Annotated in this window: 20 protein-coding genes; 12 read left to right on the forward strand and 8 right to left on the reverse strand. The window is 61.5% G+C overall.

Annotated features, from left to right (window positions below; translation table 11 throughout):
* Positions 1 to 35: 35 nt before the first annotated feature.
* The gene (gene proS / locus FHS89_RS09985; protein ID WP_184011157.1) at positions 36 to 1,373 is read right to left on the reverse strand and encodes a proline--tRNA ligase; all 1,338 of its coding nucleotides are present in this window, start codon (positions 1,371 to 1,373) and stop codon (positions 36 to 38) included.
* 272 nt (positions 1,374 to 1,645) lie between these two features.
* Entirely contained in the window at positions 1,646 to 3,166 is a 1,521-nt protein-coding gene (locus tag FHS89_RS09990; RefSeq protein ID WP_184011160.1) for a Ppx/GppA family phosphatase, read from the reverse strand.
* A gap of 256 nt (positions 3,167 to 3,422) precedes the next feature.
* Between FHS89_RS09990 and FHS89_RS09995 the strand changes: the two genes are divergently transcribed.
* A complete protein-coding gene (locus tag FHS89_RS09995) occupies positions 3,423 to 4,439 on the forward strand; it encodes a TRAP transporter substrate-binding protein (RefSeq protein WP_184011161.1) in 1,017 nt (338 codons plus the stop codon).
* Positions 4,440 to 4,481: 42 nt separating this feature from the next.
* On the opposite strand, the gene FHS89_RS10000 is transcribed toward FHS89_RS09995, so the two are convergent.
* The 5 genes from FHS89_RS10000 to FHS89_RS10020 all read right to left on the reverse strand — a co-directional run bounded on the left by FHS89_RS10000 (position 4,482) and on the right by FHS89_RS10020 (position 9,888).
* The gene (locus FHS89_RS10000; RefSeq protein ID WP_184011163.1) at positions 4,482 to 6,662 is read right to left on the reverse strand and encodes an RNA degradosome polyphosphate kinase; all 2,181 of its coding nucleotides are present in this window, start codon (positions 6,660 to 6,662) and stop codon (positions 4,482 to 4,484) included.
* Positions 6,663 to 6,694: 32 nt separating this feature from the next.
* Positions 6,695 to 7,405 (reverse strand): HdaA/DnaA family protein, encoded by a 711-nt coding sequence (locus FHS89_RS10005; protein ID WP_184011165.1) that lies wholly within the window; start codon positions 7,403 to 7,405, stop codon positions 6,695 to 6,697.
* Positions 7,402 to 8,460 (reverse strand): AI-2E family transporter, encoded by a 1,059-nt coding sequence (locus FHS89_RS10010; RefSeq protein WP_184011167.1) that lies wholly within the window; start codon positions 8,458 to 8,460, stop codon positions 7,402 to 7,404. Before FHS89_RS10010 ends, FHS89_RS10005 begins: the two co-directional genes overlap by 4 nt.
* 63 nt (positions 8,461 to 8,523) lie before the next feature.
* Complete coding sequence (locus FHS89_RS10015) at positions 8,524 to 9,186, reverse strand: M35 family metalloendopeptidase (RefSeq protein WP_184011169.1); 663 nt, start codon at positions 9,184 to 9,186, stop codon at positions 8,524 to 8,526.
* Between the two features lie 9 nt (positions 9,187 to 9,195).
* Positions 9,196 to 9,888, reverse strand: coding sequence for a metal-dependent hydrolase (locus FHS89_RS10020; RefSeq protein ID WP_184011171.1), 693 nt, complete (start codon positions 9,886 to 9,888; stop codon positions 9,196 to 9,198).
* Positions 9,889 to 9,945: 57 nt separating this feature from the next.
* Between FHS89_RS10020 and FHS89_RS10025 the strand changes: the two genes are divergently transcribed.
* The 3 genes from FHS89_RS10025 to gatA all read left to right on the forward strand — a co-directional run bounded on the left by FHS89_RS10025 (position 9,946) and on the right by gatA (position 12,540).
* Positions 9,946 to 10,602, forward strand: coding sequence for a ceramidase domain-containing protein (locus FHS89_RS10025; protein ID WP_184011173.1), 657 nt, complete (start codon positions 9,946 to 9,948; stop codon positions 10,600 to 10,602).
* A gap of 160 nt (positions 10,603 to 10,762) precedes the next feature.
* The gene (gene gatC, locus FHS89_RS10030) at positions 10,763 to 11,050 is read left to right on the forward strand and encodes an Asp-tRNA(Asn)/Glu-tRNA(Gln) amidotransferase subunit GatC (protein WP_184011175.1); all 288 of its coding nucleotides are present in this window, start codon (positions 10,763 to 10,765) and stop codon (positions 11,048 to 11,050) included.
* A gap of 5 nt (positions 11,051 to 11,055) precedes the next feature.
* Entirely contained in the window at positions 11,056 to 12,540 is a 1,485-nt protein-coding gene (gene gatA, locus FHS89_RS10035) for an Asp-tRNA(Asn)/Glu-tRNA(Gln) amidotransferase subunit GatA (protein ID WP_184011177.1), read from the forward strand.
* Between the two features lie 84 nt (positions 12,541 to 12,624).
* Here the strand turns inward: gatA and FHS89_RS10040 are convergent, their stop codons facing one another.
* Positions 12,625 to 12,831, reverse strand: coding sequence for a cold-shock protein (locus FHS89_RS10040; protein ID WP_184011179.1), 207 nt, complete (start codon positions 12,829 to 12,831; stop codon positions 12,625 to 12,627).
* Between the two features lie 219 nt (positions 12,832 to 13,050).
* On the opposite strand from FHS89_RS10040, the gene FHS89_RS10045 reads away from it, so the two are divergent.
* The 8 genes from FHS89_RS10045 (at position 13,051) to FHS89_RS10080 (ending at position 21,326) form a co-directional block, all read left to right on the forward strand.
* Entirely contained in the window at positions 13,051 to 13,863 is an 813-nt protein-coding gene (locus tag FHS89_RS10045; RefSeq protein WP_184011181.1) for a TerC family protein, read from the forward strand.
* A gap of 141 nt (positions 13,864 to 14,004) precedes the next feature.
* On the forward strand, positions 14,005 to 14,913 hold the full coding sequence (locus FHS89_RS10050) for a 5-bromo-4-chloroindolyl phosphate hydrolysis family protein (RefSeq protein ID WP_184011183.1): 909 nt from the start codon (positions 14,005 to 14,007) through the stop codon (positions 14,911 to 14,913).
* Positions 14,914 to 14,918: 5 nt separating this feature from the next.
* On the forward strand, positions 14,919 to 16,076 hold the full coding sequence (locus FHS89_RS10055) for a toxic anion resistance protein (RefSeq protein WP_184011184.1): 1,158 nt from the start codon (positions 14,919 to 14,921) through the stop codon (positions 16,074 to 16,076).
* Between the two features lie 3 nt (positions 16,077 to 16,079).
* Complete coding sequence (locus FHS89_RS10060; protein ID WP_184011185.1) at positions 16,080 to 17,288, forward strand: GSCFA domain-containing protein; 1,209 nt, start codon at positions 16,080 to 16,082, stop codon at positions 17,286 to 17,288.
* Positions 17,289 to 17,299: 11 nt separating this feature from the next.
* Positions 17,300 to 18,418: an SPFH domain-containing protein gene (locus FHS89_RS10065; protein ID WP_184011186.1), complete on the forward strand. Its 1,119-nt coding sequence runs from the start codon at positions 17,300 to 17,302 to the stop codon at positions 18,416 to 18,418.
* Between the two features lie 10 nt (positions 18,419 to 18,428).
* Entirely contained in the window at positions 18,429 to 18,839 is a 411-nt protein-coding gene (locus FHS89_RS10070; protein ID WP_184011187.1) for a hypothetical protein, read from the forward strand.
* Positions 18,832 to 19,938: a TFIIB-type zinc ribbon-containing protein gene (locus FHS89_RS10075; RefSeq protein WP_184011188.1), complete on the forward strand. Its 1,107-nt coding sequence runs from the start codon at positions 18,832 to 18,834 to the stop codon at positions 19,936 to 19,938. The genes FHS89_RS10070 and FHS89_RS10075 overlap by 8 nt, the downstream gene beginning before the upstream one ends.
* A complete protein-coding gene (locus tag FHS89_RS10080; protein ID WP_184011189.1) occupies positions 19,938 to 21,326 on the forward strand; it encodes a hypothetical protein in 1,389 nt (462 codons plus the stop codon). Before FHS89_RS10075 ends, FHS89_RS10080 begins: the two co-directional genes overlap by 1 nt.
* Positions 21,327 to 21,331: the final 5 nt, after the last annotated feature.

Genomic DNA, 21,331 nt, shown 5'->3' on the forward strand with positions numbered 1-21,331 from the left:
ACCCGGCTGGCCCGTACGCGACAGGCCACGATCCGTCACCTGTCCGCGAGCAGCGTGGTGAGTTTTGCGATGGCGGCCTCCGCGCTCATTTCCTCGCTCTCGCCGGTGCGGCGGGAGGTGACTTCGACGACACCGTTCTTGATCCCACGCGGGCCAACGGTGATGCGCCATGGGCAGCCAATCAGGTCCATCGTGGCAAACTTCGATCCGGCCCGTTCGTTCCGGTCGTCATATAGCGGATCAAGCCCCGCTTTTATCAACTGACCATAAAGGCTTTCGCACACGTCGTCCGTCCCGGCATCGCCCTGCTTGAGGTTCACAATCCCGACCGGAAAGGGGGCAACGCCCTCGGGCCAGATGATGCCCTTCTCGTCATGGTTCGCCTCAATAAGCGCGCCGACAAGGCGGCTGACGCCGATGCCATGGCTGCCCATATGGACCGGCACACGCTCGGCGTTTTCCGTCACGACGGTGGCGCCCATCGGCTCCGAATATTTGGTGCCGAAATAGAAGATTTGCCCAACCTCGATCCCGCGGGCGGTGCGGCGGCGCTCCTCCGGGATGGCACCAAACAGCGCCTCGTCATGGGTCTCGTCGGTGCGGGCATAGGGGGTGGTGAACTCCTCCATGATCGCGCGGCACTGATCGACATCGTCAAAGTCGATATCCCGATCCCCGAGTGTGAGGTCCGTGACCGCGCTGTCATAGAACACCTCGCTTTCGCCGGTTTCGGCGAGCACAAGGAATTCGTGCGTATAGTCCCCGCCAATCGGGCCACCATCGGCGCGCATCGGAATGGCCTTCAGCCCCATCCGCTCATAGGTGCGCAGATAGGTGACCATGTGACGGTTATAGGCGTGGAGCGCGTCCTCCATCGTCAGGTCAAAATTATAGCCGTCCTTCATCAGGAATTCACGGCCCCGCATCACGCCGAAGCGGGGGCGGATCTCATCGCGGAATTTCCACTGGATGTGATAGAGCGTCAGCGGCAAATCCTTGTAGCTGTTCACCGCGTTGCGGAAAATATCGGTGATCAGTTCCTCATTGGTCGGGCCATATAGCATGTCGCGCTTATGCCGGTCGGTGATGCGCAGCATCTCCTGCCCGTAATCCTCATAACGACCTGATTCTTTCCACAGCTCGGCAGACTGAATCGTCGGCATCAGCATCGGCATATGGCCGGCGCGCTGCTGTTCCTCATGCACGATTTCTTCAAGCCGGCGCAGCACCTTGAACCCCAGCGGGAGCCACGAATAAATCCCGGCGCTCGCCTGCCGGATCAGGCCCGCGCGCAGCATCAAACGGTGAGAGACGATCTGCGCCTCCGCAGGGTTTTCTTTCAGGACAGGCAGGAAGTATCGGGAAAGACGCATGTTTTTCGGCGCTCCGGTCAACGGGTGGAAACTTTGCCTGTGTGTTTAGGCCAAGGGGTGTGTCCGCGCAATGGCGCGTCTGTGCATACCACGGTACAGTTTCAAAACGGGGGCAACTATCTGTCCCGACCAACGATTCACGGCGCAACAAAATGATGTTGGCAGGGGGTGACAACCGGTCGCGCATTGGTTAAAAGATAGGCAGCCGCTAAGACGGCCCAAGTCTGGGGAGACTTCTAAGCGACCTGCCTTCGGGCAGGTCGTTTTCCGTTTCACCCCTTCTTTTTCGCTTTTGGACGTTGCACCACATGGGTGCGCCCCATGGATTTGGCGAGCCGTGCGAGCCGCTTCTCCGCGGCCTCCCCAAACAGGGGTGCGCTGTCCCGCCCGAGGGTGAGCATCAGCGTATCAGCCTCCCCGAATTCCAGCTTGGTATCAGCCAGCGTTTCCGCGCAGGAGCCGGTCATCATCGCGCCCAACCGGATCGCCCGCCCCACCTGATCGGCAAGCGTGATACGCGGCTCGTCTAGCAGGGAGGCCAAGGGGCCATTCGCCTCTGGCAGGTCGCTGCTCTTGTACCGTTTTGCCAGCGACATTGCGATAAACACGCGCCCAGCATGGTCAATACCGGAAAAATTCGCACGACACGCCGTCTCGAATGCGAGAGATGCGCGTACATCCGGGTGCGCGCGCCATGTCACGTCATGCAGAAGACAGGCCGTATGGATCAGCCGCAGCGACGCGCTGCCCTCCATCGTGAAGATCGGGCGCAACCACTCATAGAGCGCGTCGCCAAAGCCGGGAAAGCGGGCCGCGCCCTGCTCCGTCGCGCGCGCGGCAAGGATGAGTGGATCGTCATTGCGCATCGTGTCGGGGATCAAGTCAAACAGCACCCCTTCCCGCAAACCATAGGCAGAAATCGCAACATCATCAGGCGTGAACGCGTCCAAGAGCGGGCCAAGCACCCGCGCGGCCATCGGCACCAGCGACAGGCGCGCCATGCTGCTGGTGGCGAACTCGCGCAATTCCTCGGGCGTGCGGCTGGCGATCCATGCGCTGGTCTCTTTCAGCGCGTCGGGCGTCATCCGATAGCCATGCAGCACATGCAGCGGATAGGCGCGCTTTGCCATGTCGATCTGCGCGATCGCGCGCCATGATCCGCCAACAAGGTAGAGCCGCGGCACCGGGCCGGGAAGCTGCGCGCGCAACCGGGTCAGCACCTCCGCGATATGTTTGTCGCGGGCCTTTTCCTTCACGTCATTGAGTGCAAGCGGCCCCAGCGGTGATGTCACACACGGGCCGATCCGCCCGCCCGCGACCCGCGCCAATTCCATCGACGCGCCCCCAATATCAACGATCAGCCCTTCGGCCTCTGGCCAGCCCATCAGCAGCCCTTGGGCAGAGAGTTGCGCCTCTTCCTCGCCGCTGGCGACGCGCAGTTCCAGCCCGGTTTCGGCAAGCACTTCGGCGGCGAATTCCGCGCCATCTTCTGCCTCCCGCACGGCGGCGGTTGCGACACACATCAGATGATCAAGCTGCATCGTCCGCGCGATATGGGTAAAGCGCATGATGGCGGCCAGCGCCCGCTCGCGCCCATCGGGGGCAAGGCGCCCGGTCTTTCCCAAACCGGCGCCAAGACCGCACAAAACCTTTTCGTTGAAGAAATAAGAGGGGCTGCGCAGCGGGCCGTCAAACACCACCAGACGCACGGAATTGGAGCCGACATCGACCACGCCGACGCGCGCCGATCCGCCGTTTAGAATGCTGTCTTTCAAGCCGTTTTTGCCAGCCATGATCGCCCTGCCCATCATGTGTTTGCCTAGTTGTGACAGTGGAGTGCGGCGGGGTCAACGCGACAGGATTTTCCCATGTTAATAATATTACACTTGCAAATTGTTAACGAATCGTCATCCTTCTCCTTGCCGACTCCCTGCCGGCTTCCCTGTCAAAGGGGAAGGTTGGGGCGGGGTGGGAACGACCGCAAGCACGCCCCACCCCGCCCGCCATCCCGGCGTACATGTCTGCTTGAAAAACGAAAGGACCGCCGTGATGAGACTTCACTTCCGCTCAGCCCTGTGCGCCGCTGTCATCGCGCTGGCCACATCGTCGGTATCCGCCGCGGAATGGATCATGCCGACACCCTATGGCGCGGGCAATTTCCAGACCCAAAACGCGCAGGCCTTTGCCGATGAAGTGGCGCGTGAGACGAATGGCGCGGTGACGATCACGCTGCACCCGGCGGGCTCACTCTATCCCCATGGCGATATCCCGCGTGCGGTGATGGACGGCGATGCCCAGATCGGGGAGGTGTTGCTGTCCACCCTGTCCTCCATGCATCCTGCCTTTGGCGCAGATAGCCTGCCTTTTGTCGCCACGACCTATTCCGAGGCGAGCGCGCTTTGGGAAGAAGAGCGCGGCGTTCTGAGCCGCCTGATGCGGGAGCGCGGATTGATCCCGCTTTATGCCGTGCCATGGCCGCCGCAGGGGCTGTATTCCCTCAACGAGATGACGAGCGGCGCAAATCTGCGCGGCACGTCCTTCCGGACCTATAACGCCATGTTGGACCAATTGGCCCAATCTGTCGGCGCGCGGCCAACGCAAGTGGAAGTGAAAGACATCCCCGATGCCTTCCGCGACGGGCGGATCGACGTGATGCTGACCTCCGCCACCACAGGTGTCATCACGCAGGCATGGGATTATCTGGATGTGTTCTATGACATTCAGGCGTGGCTGCCCAAGAACATCGTGTTCGTAAATGCCGACGCGTGGAACAAACTCGATCGGGAGACTCAAAACATCATCCTGCGCGCCGCCCGCAACGCAGAAGAGCGCGGCTGGCTTTCATCCATGGTGGACGCGGTTGAGGCGGTCAAGACGCTGTTCGACAACGGCATGGTAATCCTGACCACCGATAGTGAGGTGATGACGGATGCGTCCGGCGGGCAGATGCGCGGGGTTGATCCGCAACTCGTCGAGGCGCTGCGGGATGCAGCCCAACAAATCAAGGCGGACTGGATCAGATCCGCCGGAGCAGATGGTCAGATCATGTTGAGGCAGTTGAACTGACCAGCCCATGAGGGTGGGGGCGGAGCCGGCCTGATCGGGGGATCAGGTCGGTTCTTCGCGTCTTTGGGCCACACGCGGGGCATCGCCCGTTCCCACGCGCCCCCGGCCGGATAGCGACGGGTTCTCCATGAAGAAATGGTGGGCGTTGAACGCCTCACCCTGATCCGCACCAGGGCGGATGAAGGAGCCATCGGGGCGCAGCACCCAGCTTTGCGCTTCATCAGCCATGTTCGCGGCCATGATCTGCTCCACGATCTGGGCATGGACGGTGGGGTTATGTATCTCCACCATCGTCTCGATCCGGCGGTTCAGGTTCCGGCCCATCCAATCAGCGGAGGACATGAACACCCGCGCGCCCGCCGATGGCAGGCCATGGCCATTGCCAAAGCAGGCAATCCGCGAATGTTCCAAGAACCGCCCGACGATGGATTTCACCCGGATATTTTCGGACAATCCCTGCACGCCCGGCCGAACGCCACAGATGCCGCGCACGATCATGTCGATCTTCACCCCGGCCTGAGACGCAGCATATAACGCGTCGATCACCTCCGGCTCGATCAGGGAATTTACCTTGACCCAGACGGCCGCAGGGCGGCCCGCACGCGCATGGGCGGCCTCTTCTTCAAGGCATTCGAGGATCGTGGATTTCAGGGTCAGCGGGCTGATCTTGAGGTTTTCCAACCCTTCGGGCTTGGCATAGCCGGAGACGTAGTTGAACACCCGCGTCGCATCCCGGCCCAGCGCCTTGTCACAGGTGAACAGGCTCAGATCGGTGTAAAAGCTGGCCGTGACCGGGTGATAATTGCCGGTGCCGAAATGAGAATAGGTGACAAGCTCGCTGCCCTCACGCCGCACCACGGTGGAAATCTTGGCGTGGGTTTTCCAATCGATGAAGCCATAAACGACCTGCGCCCCGGCCCGCTCCAGCGCGCGGGACTGGCGGATATTGGCGGCCTCGTCAAAACGCGCCTTCAACTCGACAAGCGCCGTGACGGATTTCCCGTCCTCCGCCGCCTCACAGAGAGCAGCGACAATGGGCGAGTTTTTGGACGTGCGATAAAGCGTCTGTTTGATGGCCACCACATTCGGGTCACGCGCGGCCTGTTGCAGGAAGCGCACGACGATGTCGAACGTCTCATAGGGGTGGTGCAGCAGCATGTCCTTTTGCCGGATCGCGGCAAAGATATCGCCCTCAAAATCCTGCACCCGCTCGGGCACGCGCGGTTTGTAGGCCGGCCACAAAAGGTCCGGCCTGCTGTCGTCGATCAATTCGCTCAACGCGGCCATGCCGATCATGCCGTCAATCTCGAATATCTCATCGCGGGAGGAGCCGACCTCCTCCACCACCATATCGCGCAAATCCTCCGGCGCACCGGCAGAGACGGTCATGCGGATAACTTCCCCTCGGCGGCGGCGTTTGAGCGCGATCTCGAATTCCCGCACGAGGTCTTCGGCTTCTTCCTCCACTTCCAGGTCGCTGTCTCGCAGCACCCGGAAGGTCAAAAGCCCCATGGTCTCATATCCGGGGAAAAGCTGTTTGAGAAAGACTTCCAACAGCCCTTCAAGCGGCAGATACCGCTGCACACCGGGCCGCCCGCCATCAAGTTTGATAAAGCGGCTGACCTGATTTGGCACGGGCAACAGCGCCTCAAGGGGTGCCCCATCCTCGCGCCGCCGCAGCTTGATCGCCATGGCAAAGCCGGTGTTGGGGATGAACGGAAACGGATGCGCGGGATCAATCGCAAGCGGCGTCAAAACGGGAAAGACCTGCTCCATGAACACATCCGCAAGCCGCCCGCGATCCGCACCGGTCAAATCCTCCGGCCCGACGATTTCAAACCGCTCCTTGCGCAACTCCTTTTGCAGAGCGGTCCAGATGACCTGCTGTTCGGCCATCAATTCGCGCGCGGTGCGGTCAATGCGGGCAAGCTGTTCTGCCGGGGTCAGGCCATCGGCACTTGGCTTGACCACGCCCGCGCGCACCAAACCACGCAGGCCCGCGACACGCACCGTATAAAACTCGTCAAGGTTGGAGCCGGAGATGGACAGGAACCGCACCCGCTCCAACAGCGGCACGTCAGGATTGGCAGCCTCTTCCAGCACGCGCCAGTTGAAGGCCAGCCATGAAAGCTCCCGATTGAAGAAACGCCCCGGCCCCTCGCGGTCAAAATCCGCAGGGACAGGACGGGGGGCCGGGCAGTTCAGAAAATCAGCTTTGCTCATCCCTGATATGTAGGGGATTACGCATGACTTTTCTATGACAATGGCGTGTCGTCACCCTGTTCAAGCACCCGGCGGGCCAGCGGGATTGTGACGGGCTTTCGACTGGCCAGAGCTTCGGCATCAAGGCGCGCGACAAGGTCTTCGGCGGCGCGCAGGGAGCGATCCATGCGGGGCATCAGGTATTGGATCAGCGCGGGCGGTGCGTCGAGTTGGCGATCCGCCATCAGCTTGACCAGCACCGCCGACAGCAGCGTGTCATCAGGCGCGCCCAATTCGACCAGCGTGACCGATTGCAGGCGGGAGGCCAGATCGGGCGTGAGGAAAAGGATCCGGCTTGGCGCGATGCGGCTTGTCAACATCAGCCGCCCCTGCTCTGCCCCCATCAGGTTATAGAGGTGGAACACCGCCTGCTCCGCCGCGCGGCGATCACCCTCCGCCAGATCGGGCAGAGCATCGAGCCGCTCCAGCACCACCGCGCCATGGGCGGCAAGCTGCGGGATGTCCTGATCCGCCAGAGTGGTCGCGTCCAGAATGCGCGCGTCACTCTGCTCGGCCCAGACATGGGCGAGATGCGTCTTTCCCGCGCCCTCGGGGCCAAGGATCATCAATCGCCCGCCCGGCCAATCGCGCCATCCATCCACCAGTGACAGGGCGGCAACGTTGCTTGATGCCACAAAAAACGCAGCCCGGCCCAGCGCCGGACGGGTCGCCAGATCCATCACCAATTGGCGGGGGTGGCTCATTCCTTGGGGCGCCCCTGATAGAGCCGCCCGTTCATATACTGCTCCAGCCCGAACCGGGCCATCACCCCGATCACCGCTGCCACCGGCACCGCGATCAACATCCCGGTAAAGCCCATCAGGCTGCCAAAGGCCGACAGGGCAAAGATCAACCAGACCGGATGCAGGCCCACCGATCCGCCGACAAGTTTCGGGGTCAGCACATTCCCCTCCATCGCTTGGCCCACCATGAACACACCCGCGACGGCGGCAATCCACTGCCATTCGCCCCAGAACTGGAACAGCGCCACACCGAGTGACAAAGCACCGCCCAGCAACGCGCCGACAAACGGAATGAAGGAAATCAGCCCGGCGAAAATCCCGATCACCAGACCGAATTGCAGGCCGACAAGGCTCAGCGCCACGGCGTAGAACGTCCCAAGGATCAGACAGACTGACCCCTGCCCGCGCACAAACCCGGCCAGCGTCTTGTCAATCTTGCGCGCCAAATCGCGGATGGTGGGCGCATGATCGCGCGGCAGCCAACTGTCGATCTTGGCGATCATCCGGTCCCAGTCGAGCAACAGGTAGAAAGCGACAACAGGGGCCAAGAACAGCACGAGAAAGAAATCCACCAGCGCCATTCCGCCCGCCACCACATTCTCAAACACGCCCAGCGCGCGCGACTGGATCGTGTCGGTCGCCTGCGCGAGCGCGTTGCGCAGCGGCGTGCCTTCCTCAAACAGATCGGGGAAATTCGTGCCAAGCCATTGGCGCAGGCTCTCGAAATACTGTGGCGAGGTCTCGATCAGCACCCGCACCTGATCGACCAGAAGCGGGATCAGCAACAAAAGCGTGAACAAGAAGATCAGCACAAGCCCAAGCGTGATCAGAACCGTGGCCCAGACCCGGCTCAGCCCACGCGCCTCCAGCCGGTCCGCCACCGGATCAAGCAGATAGGCGAGCGCCGCCCCCACAATGAAGGGCAACAGACTGTCGCCCACGACCCAAAGGATCGCCAGAAAGGCAAGGCCGCCGAATGTCCACCATCCGACCTGTTCGCGTGTGCTGAGTGCCATCGGCTGCTCCCCTGTTTGAGCCCCGTCTATCGCCGTTAAGATGGGTTGAAAAGCGGCAGATTTCTATCCGTTGAACGCATCGATGCTGAAAAACGTGATGTTGTCAGGGTTGCGCCGGGCGCGCGCCGGATCGCTGAGCGCCAGCGCCTCGCATTCCGCCCGGCCATAGACCCGGTCAATCTCTCCATCCGCATTGCGGATCGTGTTGCCATCCGCGTCACGCTCGCGCGCGTCGAACATCCAGTTATGGCAGTATTCATGCAAGATCGTGCGCGCCTGTCGCGCCGGCTTACGTTCAAAATACTTTGGCAGAATTTGGAAAGTCCGGTGACTGAACGGCCCACCCCGGTTGAGCGCGGGCGTGCTTTCCCGGTCGGTCGATTGGGACCGCATCCTGATGATCACTGTGCGATTGCTCAGCACACGCACGAGCCGCCGAAACCGCCGCGCGATGGCAAGGCGCGTGATGCGCCCCGGCATATCCTCGCCCATATATCGCGCGAAACCGGGCGAGCCCTCCCAGATTTGCCGCCGCTGCGCGCCGCTTGCATCCAACAAAGTGCGCACGAGTCGTTGGCCTGCGAGCGCATACTGCTCGGCCTGAAGGGCCGCTGTGCGGATGATCTCCTCCACCTCGTCGGCCTCAATCGTACGCCCCAAAAGGGCCGAGATTTCCGCAAGGATCGCGTCCTGATCCTCGACATAGATAATAGTCAGTCCACGCATAATACCCGCCTAGAGTTCGATTGCCTGCATCACCTCAGGTTCGATCACGTTTACGCCCGGCAATCCGTCAATCATCACTTGTGCCGATTGTTCCAGCAGTGGGAAGGTTCGGTAATGACAGGGGATCACGGTCTTAAAGTCGAAAAAGCTTTTGGCGGCGAATGTCGCGCGCGTCATGTCCATGGTGAAATGCCCGCCCGCCGACAGGATGCCGATATCGGGTTTGTGCAGGGCCTGAAAAATCTCCATATCCGCCATCACATCCGTATCGCCGGAGAAATAGATCGTGTGTCCTTCGCCTGCGATCATGAACCCGGCCTCCGCTCCGGCATAGACCGGCCCATTCTCTGACCCGATTGAGGAGGAATGGCTCGCGTTCACCATCGTGACGGCCACCTCCCCGATCCGGATCGTGCCGCCCTTGTTGAACCCGATGGTTTCGATCCCGTCGCGATCCTCCCACCAGCTCATCAGATCATAGATGCCCGCAACGGGGATGCTCAGTTCCTTCGCGATGCCCAGCACGTCGCCCGAATGATCGCCATGCCCGTGGCTCAAGAGGATCAGCGTGGCCCCGTCGATGGCGCGCGCCCGGTCGCCTTCGGCAAACATCGGATTGCCGGTCATCCATGGGTCCACCAGCAAAACCTGATCCGCGATCTCGATCCGAAACCCGGAATGTCCAAGCCATGTGATCTTCATGATTGCCTCCACGCTCTAAGCCGCTAACTCTTTGATCAAACGAAGGAGAGCACGGGAATGGATTGGACGCAACAGGTCGACAATTACTGCGAGCGGATGGATTTCACCTTCTGGGGAGAGCCGCTCAATGCGATCACCAACGCGGCTTTCCTGATCGCGGCGTTCATCGCGTGGCGCGTGGCAAAACGGGAGGGGCGACTTGATCCGGGTATCTGGGCGCTCCTCACGGTGCTGACGGCGATTGGCATCGGCTCCTTTCTGTTCCACACCTTTGCGACGCGATGGGCCGCGATGGCGGATGTGTTGCCGATCCTGTTCTACATCCTGATCTATATCTATCTCGCCACGACCCGGTTTCTGGCGCTGCCGTGGTGGGGCGGGGTCGCGGCCCTTGTTCTGTTCGTGCCTTACGCGGGATTGGTCGGCTGGGCCGTTGGCTCCGTGTTCGGGCCGCTCAATGGCTCTGTCGGCTATATCCCGGTGCCGATCCTGATCGCGATCTATGCGTTTTTGATCCGCAACTCTGCTCCGCAAACGGCGCGGGGGCTGATGATTGGCGTGGCGATCCTCGCTGTCTCCCTCACAATGCGCACGATTGACGAGGCGACCTGCGCGGCCTTTCCCATCGGCACGCATATCTTCTGGCACATCTTCAACGGGATCATGCTGGGCTGGATGATTGTCGTGATGGCCCGGCATCCGCGCACCACATGAGGACAATTCACTTTCTGCAAATATCCGCCCGCGCCGGCGAGGCGCGCATCTCTCCTCCCCGCGCCATGGGAACGGAGCAGAACAGGCCCGCCCCTTCTTGCACGCGGGCGCGCGCAGGGGTACACCCACGCTGACCGACAGAAATCCGGGAACATGCCCCATGTCCATTGATATTGATACCGCGCGCCGGGTGGCGCATCTGGCCCGCATCCGCGTCGAGGAAGAGCGCCTGCCGCATCTGGCAGAGCAATTGTCCTCCGTTCTCGATTTCATGGAGCAATTGAACGAGGTGGATGTCGACGGGATCGAGCCGATGACCTCCGTCACGCCCATGGCGCTGCCCCGCCGCAAGGATGGCGTCACCGATGGCGGCATTCAGGACAAGGTGCTGGCCAACGCACCGGATGCGCGCGAAGGCTTCTTCGCTGTGCCAAAAGTGGTGGAGTAAGCGATATGGACCTCAGCACCCTGACCATCGCCGAGGCGCGCGACGCGCTGCGCAAGGGCGAGCTTACCAGTGTGGACCTGACCGACGCCTACCTCACGGCGGCAGAGGCGAGCGACGCGCTCAACGCCTATACCACCAAAACGCCTGAGCAGGCGCGCGACATGGCCGCCGCCGCGGATGCGCGGATCAAGGCGGGCGATGCACCCGCGATGTGCGGCATCCCGATCGGCGTGAAAGACCTGTATGCTGTTGAAGGCGTCGCAACACAGGCCGCGTCCAACATCCTTGCAGGCTTCAAACCGCAATATGAAAGCACGGTGACGGGCAATCTGTGGTCCTCCGGCGCCGTGATGCTGGGCAAGCTCAATATGGACGAGTTCGCCATGGGCTCCTCCAACATCACCTCCGCCTATGGCCCGGCAATCAGCCCGTGGCGGCGCGCGGGCGACGAGACCCCGATCACGCCCGGCGGCTCCTCCGGGGGATCGGCGGCGGCGGTCGCGGCGGATCTGTGCCTTGGTGCAACGGCAAGCGACACTGGCGGCTCCATCCGTCAGCCTGCGGCCTTTACTGGTACGGTGGGGATCAAGCCGACCTATGGCCGCTGTTCACGCTGGGGCATGGTTGCCTTCGCCTCCAGCCTGGATCAGGCGGGGCCAGTGACGAAAACCGTGCGCGACGCGGCGATCATGCTCGGTGCGATGGCCGGGTATGATCCGAAAGACAGCACCTCCGCCAACCTACCCGTACCGGATTTCGAGGCCGCACTCACCGGCGATATCCGGGGCAAGACCATCGGCATCCCGCGCGAATACCGCGTCGAAGGGATGAGCGAAACGCTCGATACCCTGTGGCGTGAGGGTGCGGAGATGCTGCGCGACGCGGGTGCCACCATCGTCGATATCTCCCTGCCGCACACGAAATACGCGCTGCCGACCTATTACATCATCGCACCTGCCGAGGCGTCCTCGAACCTGTCGCGCTATGACGGTGTGAAATACGGCCACCGTGCCACGCTCGCGCAGGGCGACGGCATCACCGATATGTACGAAAAAACCCGCGCCGAAGGTTTCGGGGAGGAAGTGCAGCGCCGCGTGATGCTTGGGGCCTATGTGCTGAGTGCCGGGTTTTATGACGCTTATTATGTGCGCGCGCAAAAGGTCCGCACGTTGATCAAGCGCGACTTTGAACTGGCGTTCGGGGATGGCGTGGACGCGATCCTCGCACCCGCGACCCCATCGGCGGCATGGGGTTTGGGAGAGATGCAGACCGATGATCCGGTGCAGATGTATCTGGAGGACGTGTTCACGGTGCCGCTGAACCTTGCCGGTCTGCCCGGCGTGTCGGTCCCGGCAGGGCTGAACCGTCAGGGCCTGCCGCTTGGCCTGCAGCTGATCGGCCGCCCGTGGGAAGAGGGCGATCTTCTCAACATCGCGGGCGCGCTCGAAACTGCCGTTGGATTCACCGCAAAGCCGGAACGCTGGTGGTGACACCCCAATAAAAACGTCCTTGCCGGAACACCAGCAAGGACGACAGATCACTCTATGGCGGGGGCGCTTCTGGCCCCGTCACCGTTATTCCAGAACAAGTTCACCCGCACTCTGTCGCCCGTCGCGGCCTTCGATCATTTCGTAGCGAATGCGCTGATTGTCCGCGAGGGTCCGCAGCCCCGCCCGCTCGACCGCGCTGATATGCACGAAAACGTCCTTGCCGCCCTCATCGGGCTGGATAAAGCCGAAACCCTTGTCAGGGTTGAACCATTTCACCGTACCGGTGGCCATATTGTCGTCCTTCCAGATCGTTGCCGGTACAACCGCATACCGGCGGAGTATTGCGCCGACCGGCGCGTTGGATGAACGAGAAGATCGACGACGCCACAGAAACTACCAGAAAAAAGCGATTTTCACAAATTTCCACACCTACGCACGGTTGTTTTTCTGGCATATGCTGCCCCTGTGGCCGCGCAGCCATAGACTTAGTTTTGATTTGGGAGCAACCGGATGGAAATCCTGACCGTTGAGAACCTCGGCAACCTCATGATGCTGATCTTTTTGCAGGCCGTGCTGGGCTTCGACAACTTGCTCTACATCTCAATCGAATCAAAACGGGCGCCGATTGCGGATCAGGCGCGGGTGCGGCGGATCGGGATTCTGGTCGCCATGGCCCTGCGGATCGTGCTGCTGTTCGTGATGATCCAACTGCTCGCGGCGCTACAGGTGCCGTTCTTCAGCATTGACATTCCCGGCATCATCAGTGGCGAGTTCACCTTTGCCGTGATCGTGTTCCTGTTTGGCGGCGTGTTCATCATGTACACAGCGGTGAAGGAGATCATGCACCTTTTGGCGGTCGATCACCTTGAGGAAGGGACAGAGGATAAGGGGCGGAAATCCACCCTCTCCGTCATCGCATTGATCGTGTTCATGAACCTGATTTTCAGCTTCGATTCCATCCTGTCGGCCATTGCGATTACCGAAGTGTTCCCGATCCTTGCCATTGCCATTCTGGTCAGCTCCGCCGCGATGCTGATGCTTGCCGATAGTGTCGCGGAGTTTCTGGAGAAAAACCGGATGTATGAGGTGCTGGGCCTGTTCGTGCTGCTGATCGTCGGTGTCGTTCTGCTGGGCGAAGGCGGGCATAAGGCGGATCTGACGCTGTTTGGCTATCATGTGGAAGCGATGAGCAAGACGACCTTCTACTTCTCCGTCGTGGTGCTGTTCCTCGTGCAGGCGGTCCAGACCGGATATCGCCGCAAGTTGGAGATCGTGCGCACCATGCGGGCGAAAGCCGCCGGTCGTGCCGCGCCCAATCACTAGCGCTCAGGGCGCAGAGCACCTATCTTAAACCCGAGTTAAGAAAAGGGAGCCCTTCATGCCGCGCCTTTTGGGCCTGATCGTGCTGGTCGTGCTAATCGCCGCTGTTGCCTTTCAGGCGCTGGGGCAGACAGGGGTGACCTGATGGTCGGGAAACGGTTCGGCGGACAGCACAGCACGGGCGGGGCCACGGGGTCCGCGCCGGGGGCGAGCCGGTGGGACGCGCGGCCTGTAAGGCGTGGCTCCAAGGGCGCGAAACTCCTTTATGTCGCCCCGATCCCCCTGTTTTTCGCGGGTCTTGGTGAGGTCATGCAGGGCGATCCTCTTGGCATTCTGGCTGAGCTTGGCGGGTTTGCAGCCCTTATGGCCGGGGCATGGTTCGTCAATGAAGGGGTGAAGGCCGAACAGGCGTTTGAGGCGCGCAGCGTCGCCAAACCACCCCGCTTCCCGCGCAAGCTGTTTGGCGGTGTGGTGATCGGCGCGGGCGTTGGCTTTGCCGCAGCCTTTGGCTGGGGTATCGGCATTCTGTCGGGGGCTGTTTTGGGCGGGCTTGCCCTTTCGACCAGCGTGCTTGCCTTCGAGCTCGACCCGATGCGGGCCAAGGGGCTGGAGGCGCATTCGGAGTTTGACCGCGAGCGTGTCGCCAATGCCGTGGACCGGGCCGAAGGTCTGCTTGATGAACTCTTGGAGGCTGCAAACCGCATCCGGGACCGCGCGCTGATCGGCCGGGTGGAACGCCTTGCCGCTGCCGCCCGTGATGTGATCCGCGCGGTAGAGGACGATCCCCGCGATCTGCCGCGCGCGCGCAAATTCCTTGGCCTTTACCTCACGGGCGCGCGCGACGCGACGATCAAGTTTGCAGATATCTGGACCCGCAGCCGCGATGCGCAGGCGCGCGCAGACTATGAGTGCCTGCTTGATGACCTTGAAACCAGTTTCCGCGCCCATCGCGAGAAGCTGATGATTGAAGACCGCAGCGACCTCGATATCGAAATCGACGTGCTGCGCCACCGACTGCAACAGGAGGGGCTTATGCCCCTGAAAGAGGAGTAACACCCATGTCTGACGCGACCCGCGCCAAGGCCGAAGCCACCCTGAAGGATGCGGAGGTCATTACCTCCACCCTGCTGCCCGAACTGACCGATGCGGTGCCCGCCGTCGCCACTGATCAGGCGGCGGTTGAGCAGCGCATCGCGGAACTCGACATGGAGGATACGCAGACCATCATCCGCTTTGGCACCGCTGCGCAGACCGAATTGCAGGCGATCAGCCAGCAGATGCTCGCGGGCGTGAAAAGCAAGGATGTGGGCCCGGCGGGCAACTCCCTGCGGGATATGGTGACGGCGCTGCGCGGCTTCTCCGTGGATGAGCTGGACCCGAACCGCAAACGCAGTTGGTGGGAGCGCCTGTTGGGTCGCGCCGCACCGATGGCCAATTTCATGGCCAAATTCGAAGAGGTACAGGGCCAGATTGACAAGATTCAGGACGAACTTCTCGATCATGAAACGGTGCTGCTGAAGGATATCAAATCCCTAGATATCCTCTATGAAAAGACGCTGAATTTTTACGACGAATTGGCGATATACATCGCGGCGGGTGAGGAGAAAATCCGCCGCCTCGACGAAAACGACATTCCCGCAAAAGAGGCGGAGGTCGCTGCCGCGAATGAAAACGATGCGGTGCTCAAGGCGCAGGAATTGCGCGATCTGCGCGCCGCGCGGGACGATCTGGAACGCCGGGTTTACGACCTGAAACTCACTCGTCAGGTGACGATGCAATCCCTGCCCTCCATCCGATTGGTGCAGGAGAATGACAAATCGCTGGTGACCAAGATCAACTCGACCCTCGTGAACACCGTGCCGCTGTGGGAAAACCAGCTTGCGCAGGCCGTCACGATCCACCGCAGCCGGGAGGCCGCGAGCGTCGTGCGTGACGCGAATGACCTGACCAATGATCTGTTGCGCCAGAACGCCGATAACCTCAAAACCGCCAATGCCGAGATCCGGCGGGAGATGGAGCGCGGCGTGTTCGATATCGAAGCGGTCAAGGAAGCGAACGCGACCCTCATTGCCACGATTCAGGAAAGCCTCCAGATCGCGGATGAGGGCAAGGCTATGCGCGCGGCGGCCGAAGTGGACCTGCAGAAGATGGAAGCCGATCTGAAAAACACGCTCGCTGCGGCGAAAGCCTCGCCCGCGCCGAGCAACCCGGCCTGATCCATGGCCCTGCGCCCCGGTGATCCAAGCGAGCCGATCAGCGCGCTGGATCACCACGACGCCCCCTTCGCCTATACGTTCGGGCAGGAAACAGGATCGGCAAGCCAGTCCTGGTTTCGGGGGCACATCGCGCGCTTCAACCCCACCGCCGCGCAAATGCGCGATGCCGATGCGGTGCCTCAGCATATCCTTGCAGGCTTTCTGCCCCCAACCCCGGTGATCGGGCCGGACACGCGGGTGCTTGCCTTTGGCAGTTGTTTTGCGATCCATGTCACCCGCTGGCTAGCCAATCGCAGCTATACGGTGTTGAACACGGACGACGCGCGCAAAGACGCCTATATCGTTCGCTTTGGCGAAGGGCTGGTCAACAGTTTCGTGCTCCGCCAACAGTTTGAATGGGCGCTGGAGGGCGCGCGCTTTCCAACGGCACTTTGGTATGATGACGCTGGCACGGCGCATCCCTATTCCGATGACATCCGGCAACAGACCCGCGCGATGATCCTTGATACAGATGTGTTCATACTGACGCTTGGCCTGTCGGAGATTTGGTATGACATCCCCTCGGGTGGCGTGTTTTGGCGCGCGGTGCCAGAGCCGGTGTTCGATCCGCAACGGCACGGCTTTCGCACCAGCACCGTGGCAGAGAACCGCGACAATATCCTCGCCATTCAGGCGCTGATCCGCAAACACCGGCCCGACGCGCGGGTGATCTTTACCCTCTCGCCCATCCCCCTTGTCGCCACCTTCCGCCCCATGCCCACGATCCCGGCCAATGCGGTGTCAAAGGCCACATTGCGCGCCGCGCTCGATGAAGCGATGAATGCCGCGCGCGATCCGCGCCTGCACTATTGGCCCGCCTATGAAATCGTGATGGACGCGTTCGACAACCGCTGGCTGCCCGACCGGCGGCATGTGAAGCGGGAGGTGCTGGACTATGTCCTCACGCTGTTTGAGACATTCTGGTGCCATGGCTCCACCCCCCGGATCACCCCGGTGGAGGCTCTGGTCCATGCCCGTGCGGCGACAGGCGCGCTGCCGCCCACCCTCAGCCGCGCGATCAAGAACGGGAACACCGGCAGGCTTGAGCGTTTGCTGGCAAGCCTGTCAGACGCCGATGATGTGAGCCTGATCCTTGCAGCCGCGCGCGATGCAGGCCATCGTATGACCAACAGTGCCGGTGACGCCCTGCGCACCTGGCTCAAGACCCGATAAGGAGGCGCATCATGCCCATTTTCGATTTTCTCAAGGGCGAGTTCATCGACGTGATCGAATGGCTCGACAGCAGCAATGACACGCTCGTCTACCGGTTCGAGCGGCATGGAAACGCAATCAAATATGGCGCGAAACTCACCGTGCGCGAAGGACAGGCCGCCGTGATGATCCATGAGGGGCAATTGGCGGATGTGTTCCCGCCGGGGCTCTACATGCTTGAGACAAACAACATGCCGATCATGACGACGCTTCAGCATTGGGATCATGGGTTCAAATCACCCTTTCTGTCGGAAATCTATTTCGTCAACACGACCCGGTTTCAGGATCTCAAATGGGGGACGAAAAACCCCATCATGTGCCGCGACCCGGAATTCGGGCCGGTGCGGTTGCGCGCCTTTGGCACCTATACGATCCGGGTGAATGACCCGGCGCGCTTCTTGCAGGAGATCGTCGGGACGGATGGCGAGTTTACCACCGATGAGATCAGCTATCAGATCCGCAACACCATCGTGTCACGCTTCTCAGCGGCGATCGCGGCGTCGGGCATTCCGGTGCTCGACATGGCGGCCAACACCGATGATCTGGCGAAATATGTCGCGGCCAAGATCGCGCCGGAAATCGCGGAATACGGGATCGAACTGCCCCGGCTTTACATCGAGAATATCTCCCTGCCCGCCGCGGTGGAGGAGGCCATGGACAAGCGCACTTCCATGGGCGTGATCGGCGATCTGGGCCGCTACACACAGTTTCAGGCCGCTGAAGCAATGGCGGAGGCCGCGCGCAATCCCGGTGCCGGTGGCGGCGGGATGGGGGCCGGGCTTGGCATGGGGATGGGCATGGCAATGGCGCAGAACCTTGGCCAATCCGGGCCATGGGGTGCCGCGCCCGCAGCGGCCCCACCACCACCCCCCGTGGAGCATGTCTGGCATATCGCGGAGAATGGCGCGACCAAGGGGCCGTTTTCCAAAGCCGCCCTTGGCCGGATGGCCAGCGATGGCAGCCTGAGCCGCGAAACCCTTGTCTGGACAGCGGGACAGGACGGATGGAAACCAGCAGGCGACGTGATGGAGCTTGCACAGCTCTTCACCGTCATGCCCCCGCCACCACCGCCGCCCCCTCTCGCAGAATAAGAGGCGCTCGATGACAGCAACACCGTATCTGTCCGTAGCAGCCCTTGCGGTCACTCTGGCCGCCTGTGCCGCGACCCGACCTGACACGGCGATGCCGGCCGATATGCCCGCGTTGCAGGAAGCCTTCATAGGCTCAGGCGCAACATCGGCGACACTCACGACCGGATCGCGGGGCAAATTCACCTTCTATAGGAATGGCGCTGCGGAGTTTCGCCCAACCGGGACGACCGGAAACTTCGTGATTGGCACGCAGCTTGCGTCGATTGAGGGCAACACAGTCTGCCTCGCCCCGAATGATGAGGGCTGGACCGGCGCGTGTATCGACATCTACACGGTTGAACCGGGAAGCTACTTCTGCGAAGGGCGTTTCGGAAACGCTGCAAACTGGAAAGACAATTGTGTGTTCGAGGTAGATGGCTAAGGCACAAGACACGCCTCATGCAGCGGAGATGCATGAATTCCCCTGCGACAGTTGCGGATCAAACCTCAACTATGCGCCGGGCACCGATGCTATGCGCTGCACCCATTGTGGTGCCGAACAGCCGCTGCCCGACAGCCCCGATTATGTCGAGGCGTTGAGCGAACGGGACTACCGCGCCGCGATTGCCGACCAGCTTGCCACCGAAGAGATGGAGGAGACCCGCGTCGTGTCCTGCTCCTCTTGCGGGGCGCAGGTGGATTTTCAGGATGGCGAGCACGCGGATGAATGCCCGTTCTGCGCCTCTCCGATCGTGATCGGTACGGGGTTGAACCGGCATATCAAACCCAGCGCGCTGTTGCCCTTCGCGCTGGCGGAGCGGGAGGCGCATCAGGCCATGGACCGCTGGCTCGGCAGCCTGTGGTTCGCGCCAAACGGCTTGCAGCAATACGCCAAGAAGGGGCGGAAATTGCAGGGCGTGTATGTCCCCTTCTGGACCTTCGACGCGGCCACCCGGACGGCGTATCAGGGGATGCGCGGGATCGAGCATCAGGTGACGACCGGTTCGGGCAAGAACCGTCGGACCGAGACCCGCGTGCGCTGGAACGCCGTGAAGGGGCGGGTCGCGCGGATGTTTGACGACATCCTGATCCTTGGCTCCCGCACCTTGCCCAAGCGGCACACGGATGCGCTGGCCCCATGGGATCTGAGCGCCCTTGAACCCTACCAGCCCTCCTACCTCGCCGGGTTCCGGTCGGAGGTCTATCAGGTGGAGATCACGGACGGGTATCAGGAAGCGCGCCAGATCATGGATCACATCATCCGCGATGACATCCGCCGCGATATCGGCGGCGACCGTCAGCGGATCACCGATACGAGGACCGAAGTGCGGGACGTGCGTTTCAAGCATGTGCTTTTGCCCGTCTGGATCGCGGCCTACCGATATCGCGGCAAACCGTATCAATTCGTGGTCAATGGCCGGACGGGTCGGGTGCAGGGGGACCGCCCGTGGAGCCTCTGGAAGATCGCGTTCGCGGCTTTGCTCGCAGTCTTGCTTGCGGCGGCGATCAGCTACGGCATCGTGTTGATGGAAAATGTCTGATGGATGTGCAGCGCGCCGCGCATGACATTCAACGCCTGATCCGGCGCGACACCCGCGCCGGGCTTAACGCGGCACTCCTCCTCACCAAGACCCATCCAGATGATCCCGCGGCCCTTTATGCGCTTGCTACGGCGCAACGTTTCGCGGGTTTAGCAGCGGACGCCTTGGCGACATTGCAGAGATTGGAGCGGGATCACAGCTTTGATCAGCTTCATCAATCGCTGGGCTGGGCCTATCGTCGGTTGGGGCGCTACCCCGAGGCGCTCAGCGCGTTCTTGTGCGCCATGGCAATCACGCCGGACATGGTGTCGGAAGATGGGCAAAGGCTGATCGCGAAAACCATCAGCACGGCCCTGCTTGCCGGACAGCGCCCCCTCGCCCGGTCCATCGCACAAAAGCACCTGACAAAAAGGGCGCCCTGTTATGTGGCGACCGCTGCGTATTTTGCCGAACCACCCGAGAGCCCGAAACGGGAGGTGTTGGCCAAATTTATTCTGTCCCAATCCGATGCCATACCTATTGCCGGATTTTGGAAGAGCACAGACACACATATCGCCCGCCAATTGGACGATAAGGCGGAATTGACCCGCATCTTGCGGGACGAAAACGGGCAGGCCCCCGACTGGTATCCGGAGACGTTCATCCTTCCCGAAGACGCATCGCGGCTTACCGCACGGGGCCATTCGGGAAATTACTGGATGTTCAAATCGGTGCAATTGACGGCGGGTGCGGAAACCGCCCTTGTGCGCGGGGACCATATTCACACCGTGAAAGAGGGGCTGACCCGGCGCGTGGCCCAACGCTACACCGCAAATCCGTTCCTGTATCACGGGCGCAAGGTCAACCTTCGGCTCTACATCGTGCTGCGCTCAGCGGCTGAACGGGCGCTATATCAATGGCATGACGGTCTCGTCACGATTTGCGCCACACCCTATCCCCGTATGGACGGGGACACGCTTGCGGGGCATATCGCCAATCCGTTGATCCTGTCGGAGACAGAGGTCAACACACCCATCGGAACGCTCCCGAGCCATGTCTGCGGCCTCAACGCGTTTATGGATGCCGCATTTGGCCCGGATGACCGGAGGATCCTGACACAGCGGTTGGAGCAACTGGTACGCGATCTTTCAGGGCGATTGGATGCTCACGGCTTCTATGACAGATACGCCGCTTTGCCGCATCCAGATGCGCTGCCGCCAAAACTGATGGCGCTCGATATCGGGATTGATAGCGATCTGAAGCCATACCTCTATGAAGTTGAGGTCAGCCCGGGGATGGTTCCCGTTGGCCCGATCTGGACCGATGTGACCCAACGCCTTGCCCAAGAATGGAGGAAGCTCACCTTCGATTTCTCAAAGGTGAGCTTCCAATTTGTTAAGCGGTTTTAACCAGC

The sequence above is a fragment of the Rubricella aquisinus genome (assembly GCF_014199445.1).
In the GTDB taxonomy this organism is placed as follows: domain Bacteria; phylum Pseudomonadota; class Alphaproteobacteria; order Rhodobacterales; family Rhodobacteraceae; genus Rubricella; species Rubricella aquisinus.

Excerpts from the sequence above, each read along its gene's own strand:
- gatC (WP_184011175.1), top strand. The coding sequence starts at position 10,763 with ATGTCCATTGATATTGATACCGCGCGCCGGGTGGCGCATCTGGCCCGC.
- FHS89_RS10050 (WP_184011183.1), top strand. The coding sequence starts at position 14,005 with ATGGTCGGGAAACGGTTCGGCGGACAGCACAGCACGGGCGGGGCCACG.
- FHS89_RS10020 (WP_184011171.1), bottom strand. The coding sequence starts at position 9,888 with ATGAAGATCACATGGCTTGGACATTCCGGGTTTCGGATCGAGATCGCG.
- FHS89_RS10055 (WP_184011184.1), top strand. The coding sequence starts at position 14,919 with ATGTCTGACGCGACCCGCGCCAAGGCCGAAGCCACCCTGAAGGATGCG.
- FHS89_RS10045 (WP_184011181.1), top strand. The coding sequence starts at position 13,051 with ATGGAAATCCTGACCGTTGAGAACCTCGGCAACCTCATGATGCTGATC.
- FHS89_RS10040 (WP_184011179.1), bottom strand. The coding sequence starts at position 12,831 with ATGGCCACCGGTACGGTGAAATGGTTCAACCCTGACAAGGGTTTCGGC.
- FHS89_RS10015 (WP_184011169.1), bottom strand. The coding sequence starts at position 9,186 with ATGCGTGGACTGACTATTATCTATGTCGAGGATCAGGACGCGATCCTT.
- FHS89_RS09990 (WP_184011160.1), bottom strand. The coding sequence starts at position 3,166 with ATGGCTGGCAAAAACGGCTTGAAAGACAGCATTCTAAACGGCGGATCG.
- FHS89_RS10000 (WP_184011163.1), bottom strand. The coding sequence starts at position 6,662 with ATGAGCAAAGCTGATTTTCTGAACTGCCCGGCCCCCCGTCCTGTCCCT.
- gatA (WP_184011177.1), top strand. The coding sequence starts at position 11,056 with ATGGACCTCAGCACCCTGACCATCGCCGAGGCGCGCGACGCGCTGCGC.
- FHS89_RS09995 (WP_184011161.1), top strand. The coding sequence starts at position 3,423 with ATGAGACTTCACTTCCGCTCAGCCCTGTGCGCCGCTGTCATCGCGCTG.
- FHS89_RS10010 (WP_184011167.1), bottom strand. The coding sequence starts at position 8,460 with ATGGCACTCAGCACACGCGAACAGGTCGGATGGTGGACATTCGGCGGC.
- FHS89_RS10075 (WP_184011188.1), top strand. The coding sequence starts at position 18,832 with ATGGCTAAGGCACAAGACACGCCTCATGCAGCGGAGATGCATGAATTC.
- FHS89_RS10025 (WP_184011173.1), top strand. The coding sequence starts at position 9,946 with ATGGATTGGACGCAACAGGTCGACAATTACTGCGAGCGGATGGATTTC.
- FHS89_RS10005 (WP_184011165.1), bottom strand. The coding sequence starts at position 7,405 with ATGAGCCACCCCCGCCAATTGGTGATGGATCTGGCGACCCGTCCGGCG.
- FHS89_RS10060 (WP_184011185.1), top strand. The coding sequence starts at position 16,080 with ATGGCCCTGCGCCCCGGTGATCCAAGCGAGCCGATCAGCGCGCTGGAT.
- FHS89_RS10065 (WP_184011186.1), top strand. The coding sequence starts at position 17,300 with ATGCCCATTTTCGATTTTCTCAAGGGCGAGTTCATCGACGTGATCGAA.
- proS (WP_184011157.1), bottom strand. The coding sequence starts at position 1,373 with ATGCGTCTTTCCCGATACTTCCTGCCTGTCCTGAAAGAAAACCCTGCG.
- FHS89_RS10080 (WP_184011189.1), top strand. The coding sequence starts at position 19,938 with ATGGATGTGCAGCGCGCCGCGCATGACATTCAACGCCTGATCCGGCGC.
- FHS89_RS10070 (WP_184011187.1), top strand. The coding sequence starts at position 18,429 with ATGACAGCAACACCGTATCTGTCCGTAGCAGCCCTTGCGGTCACTCTG.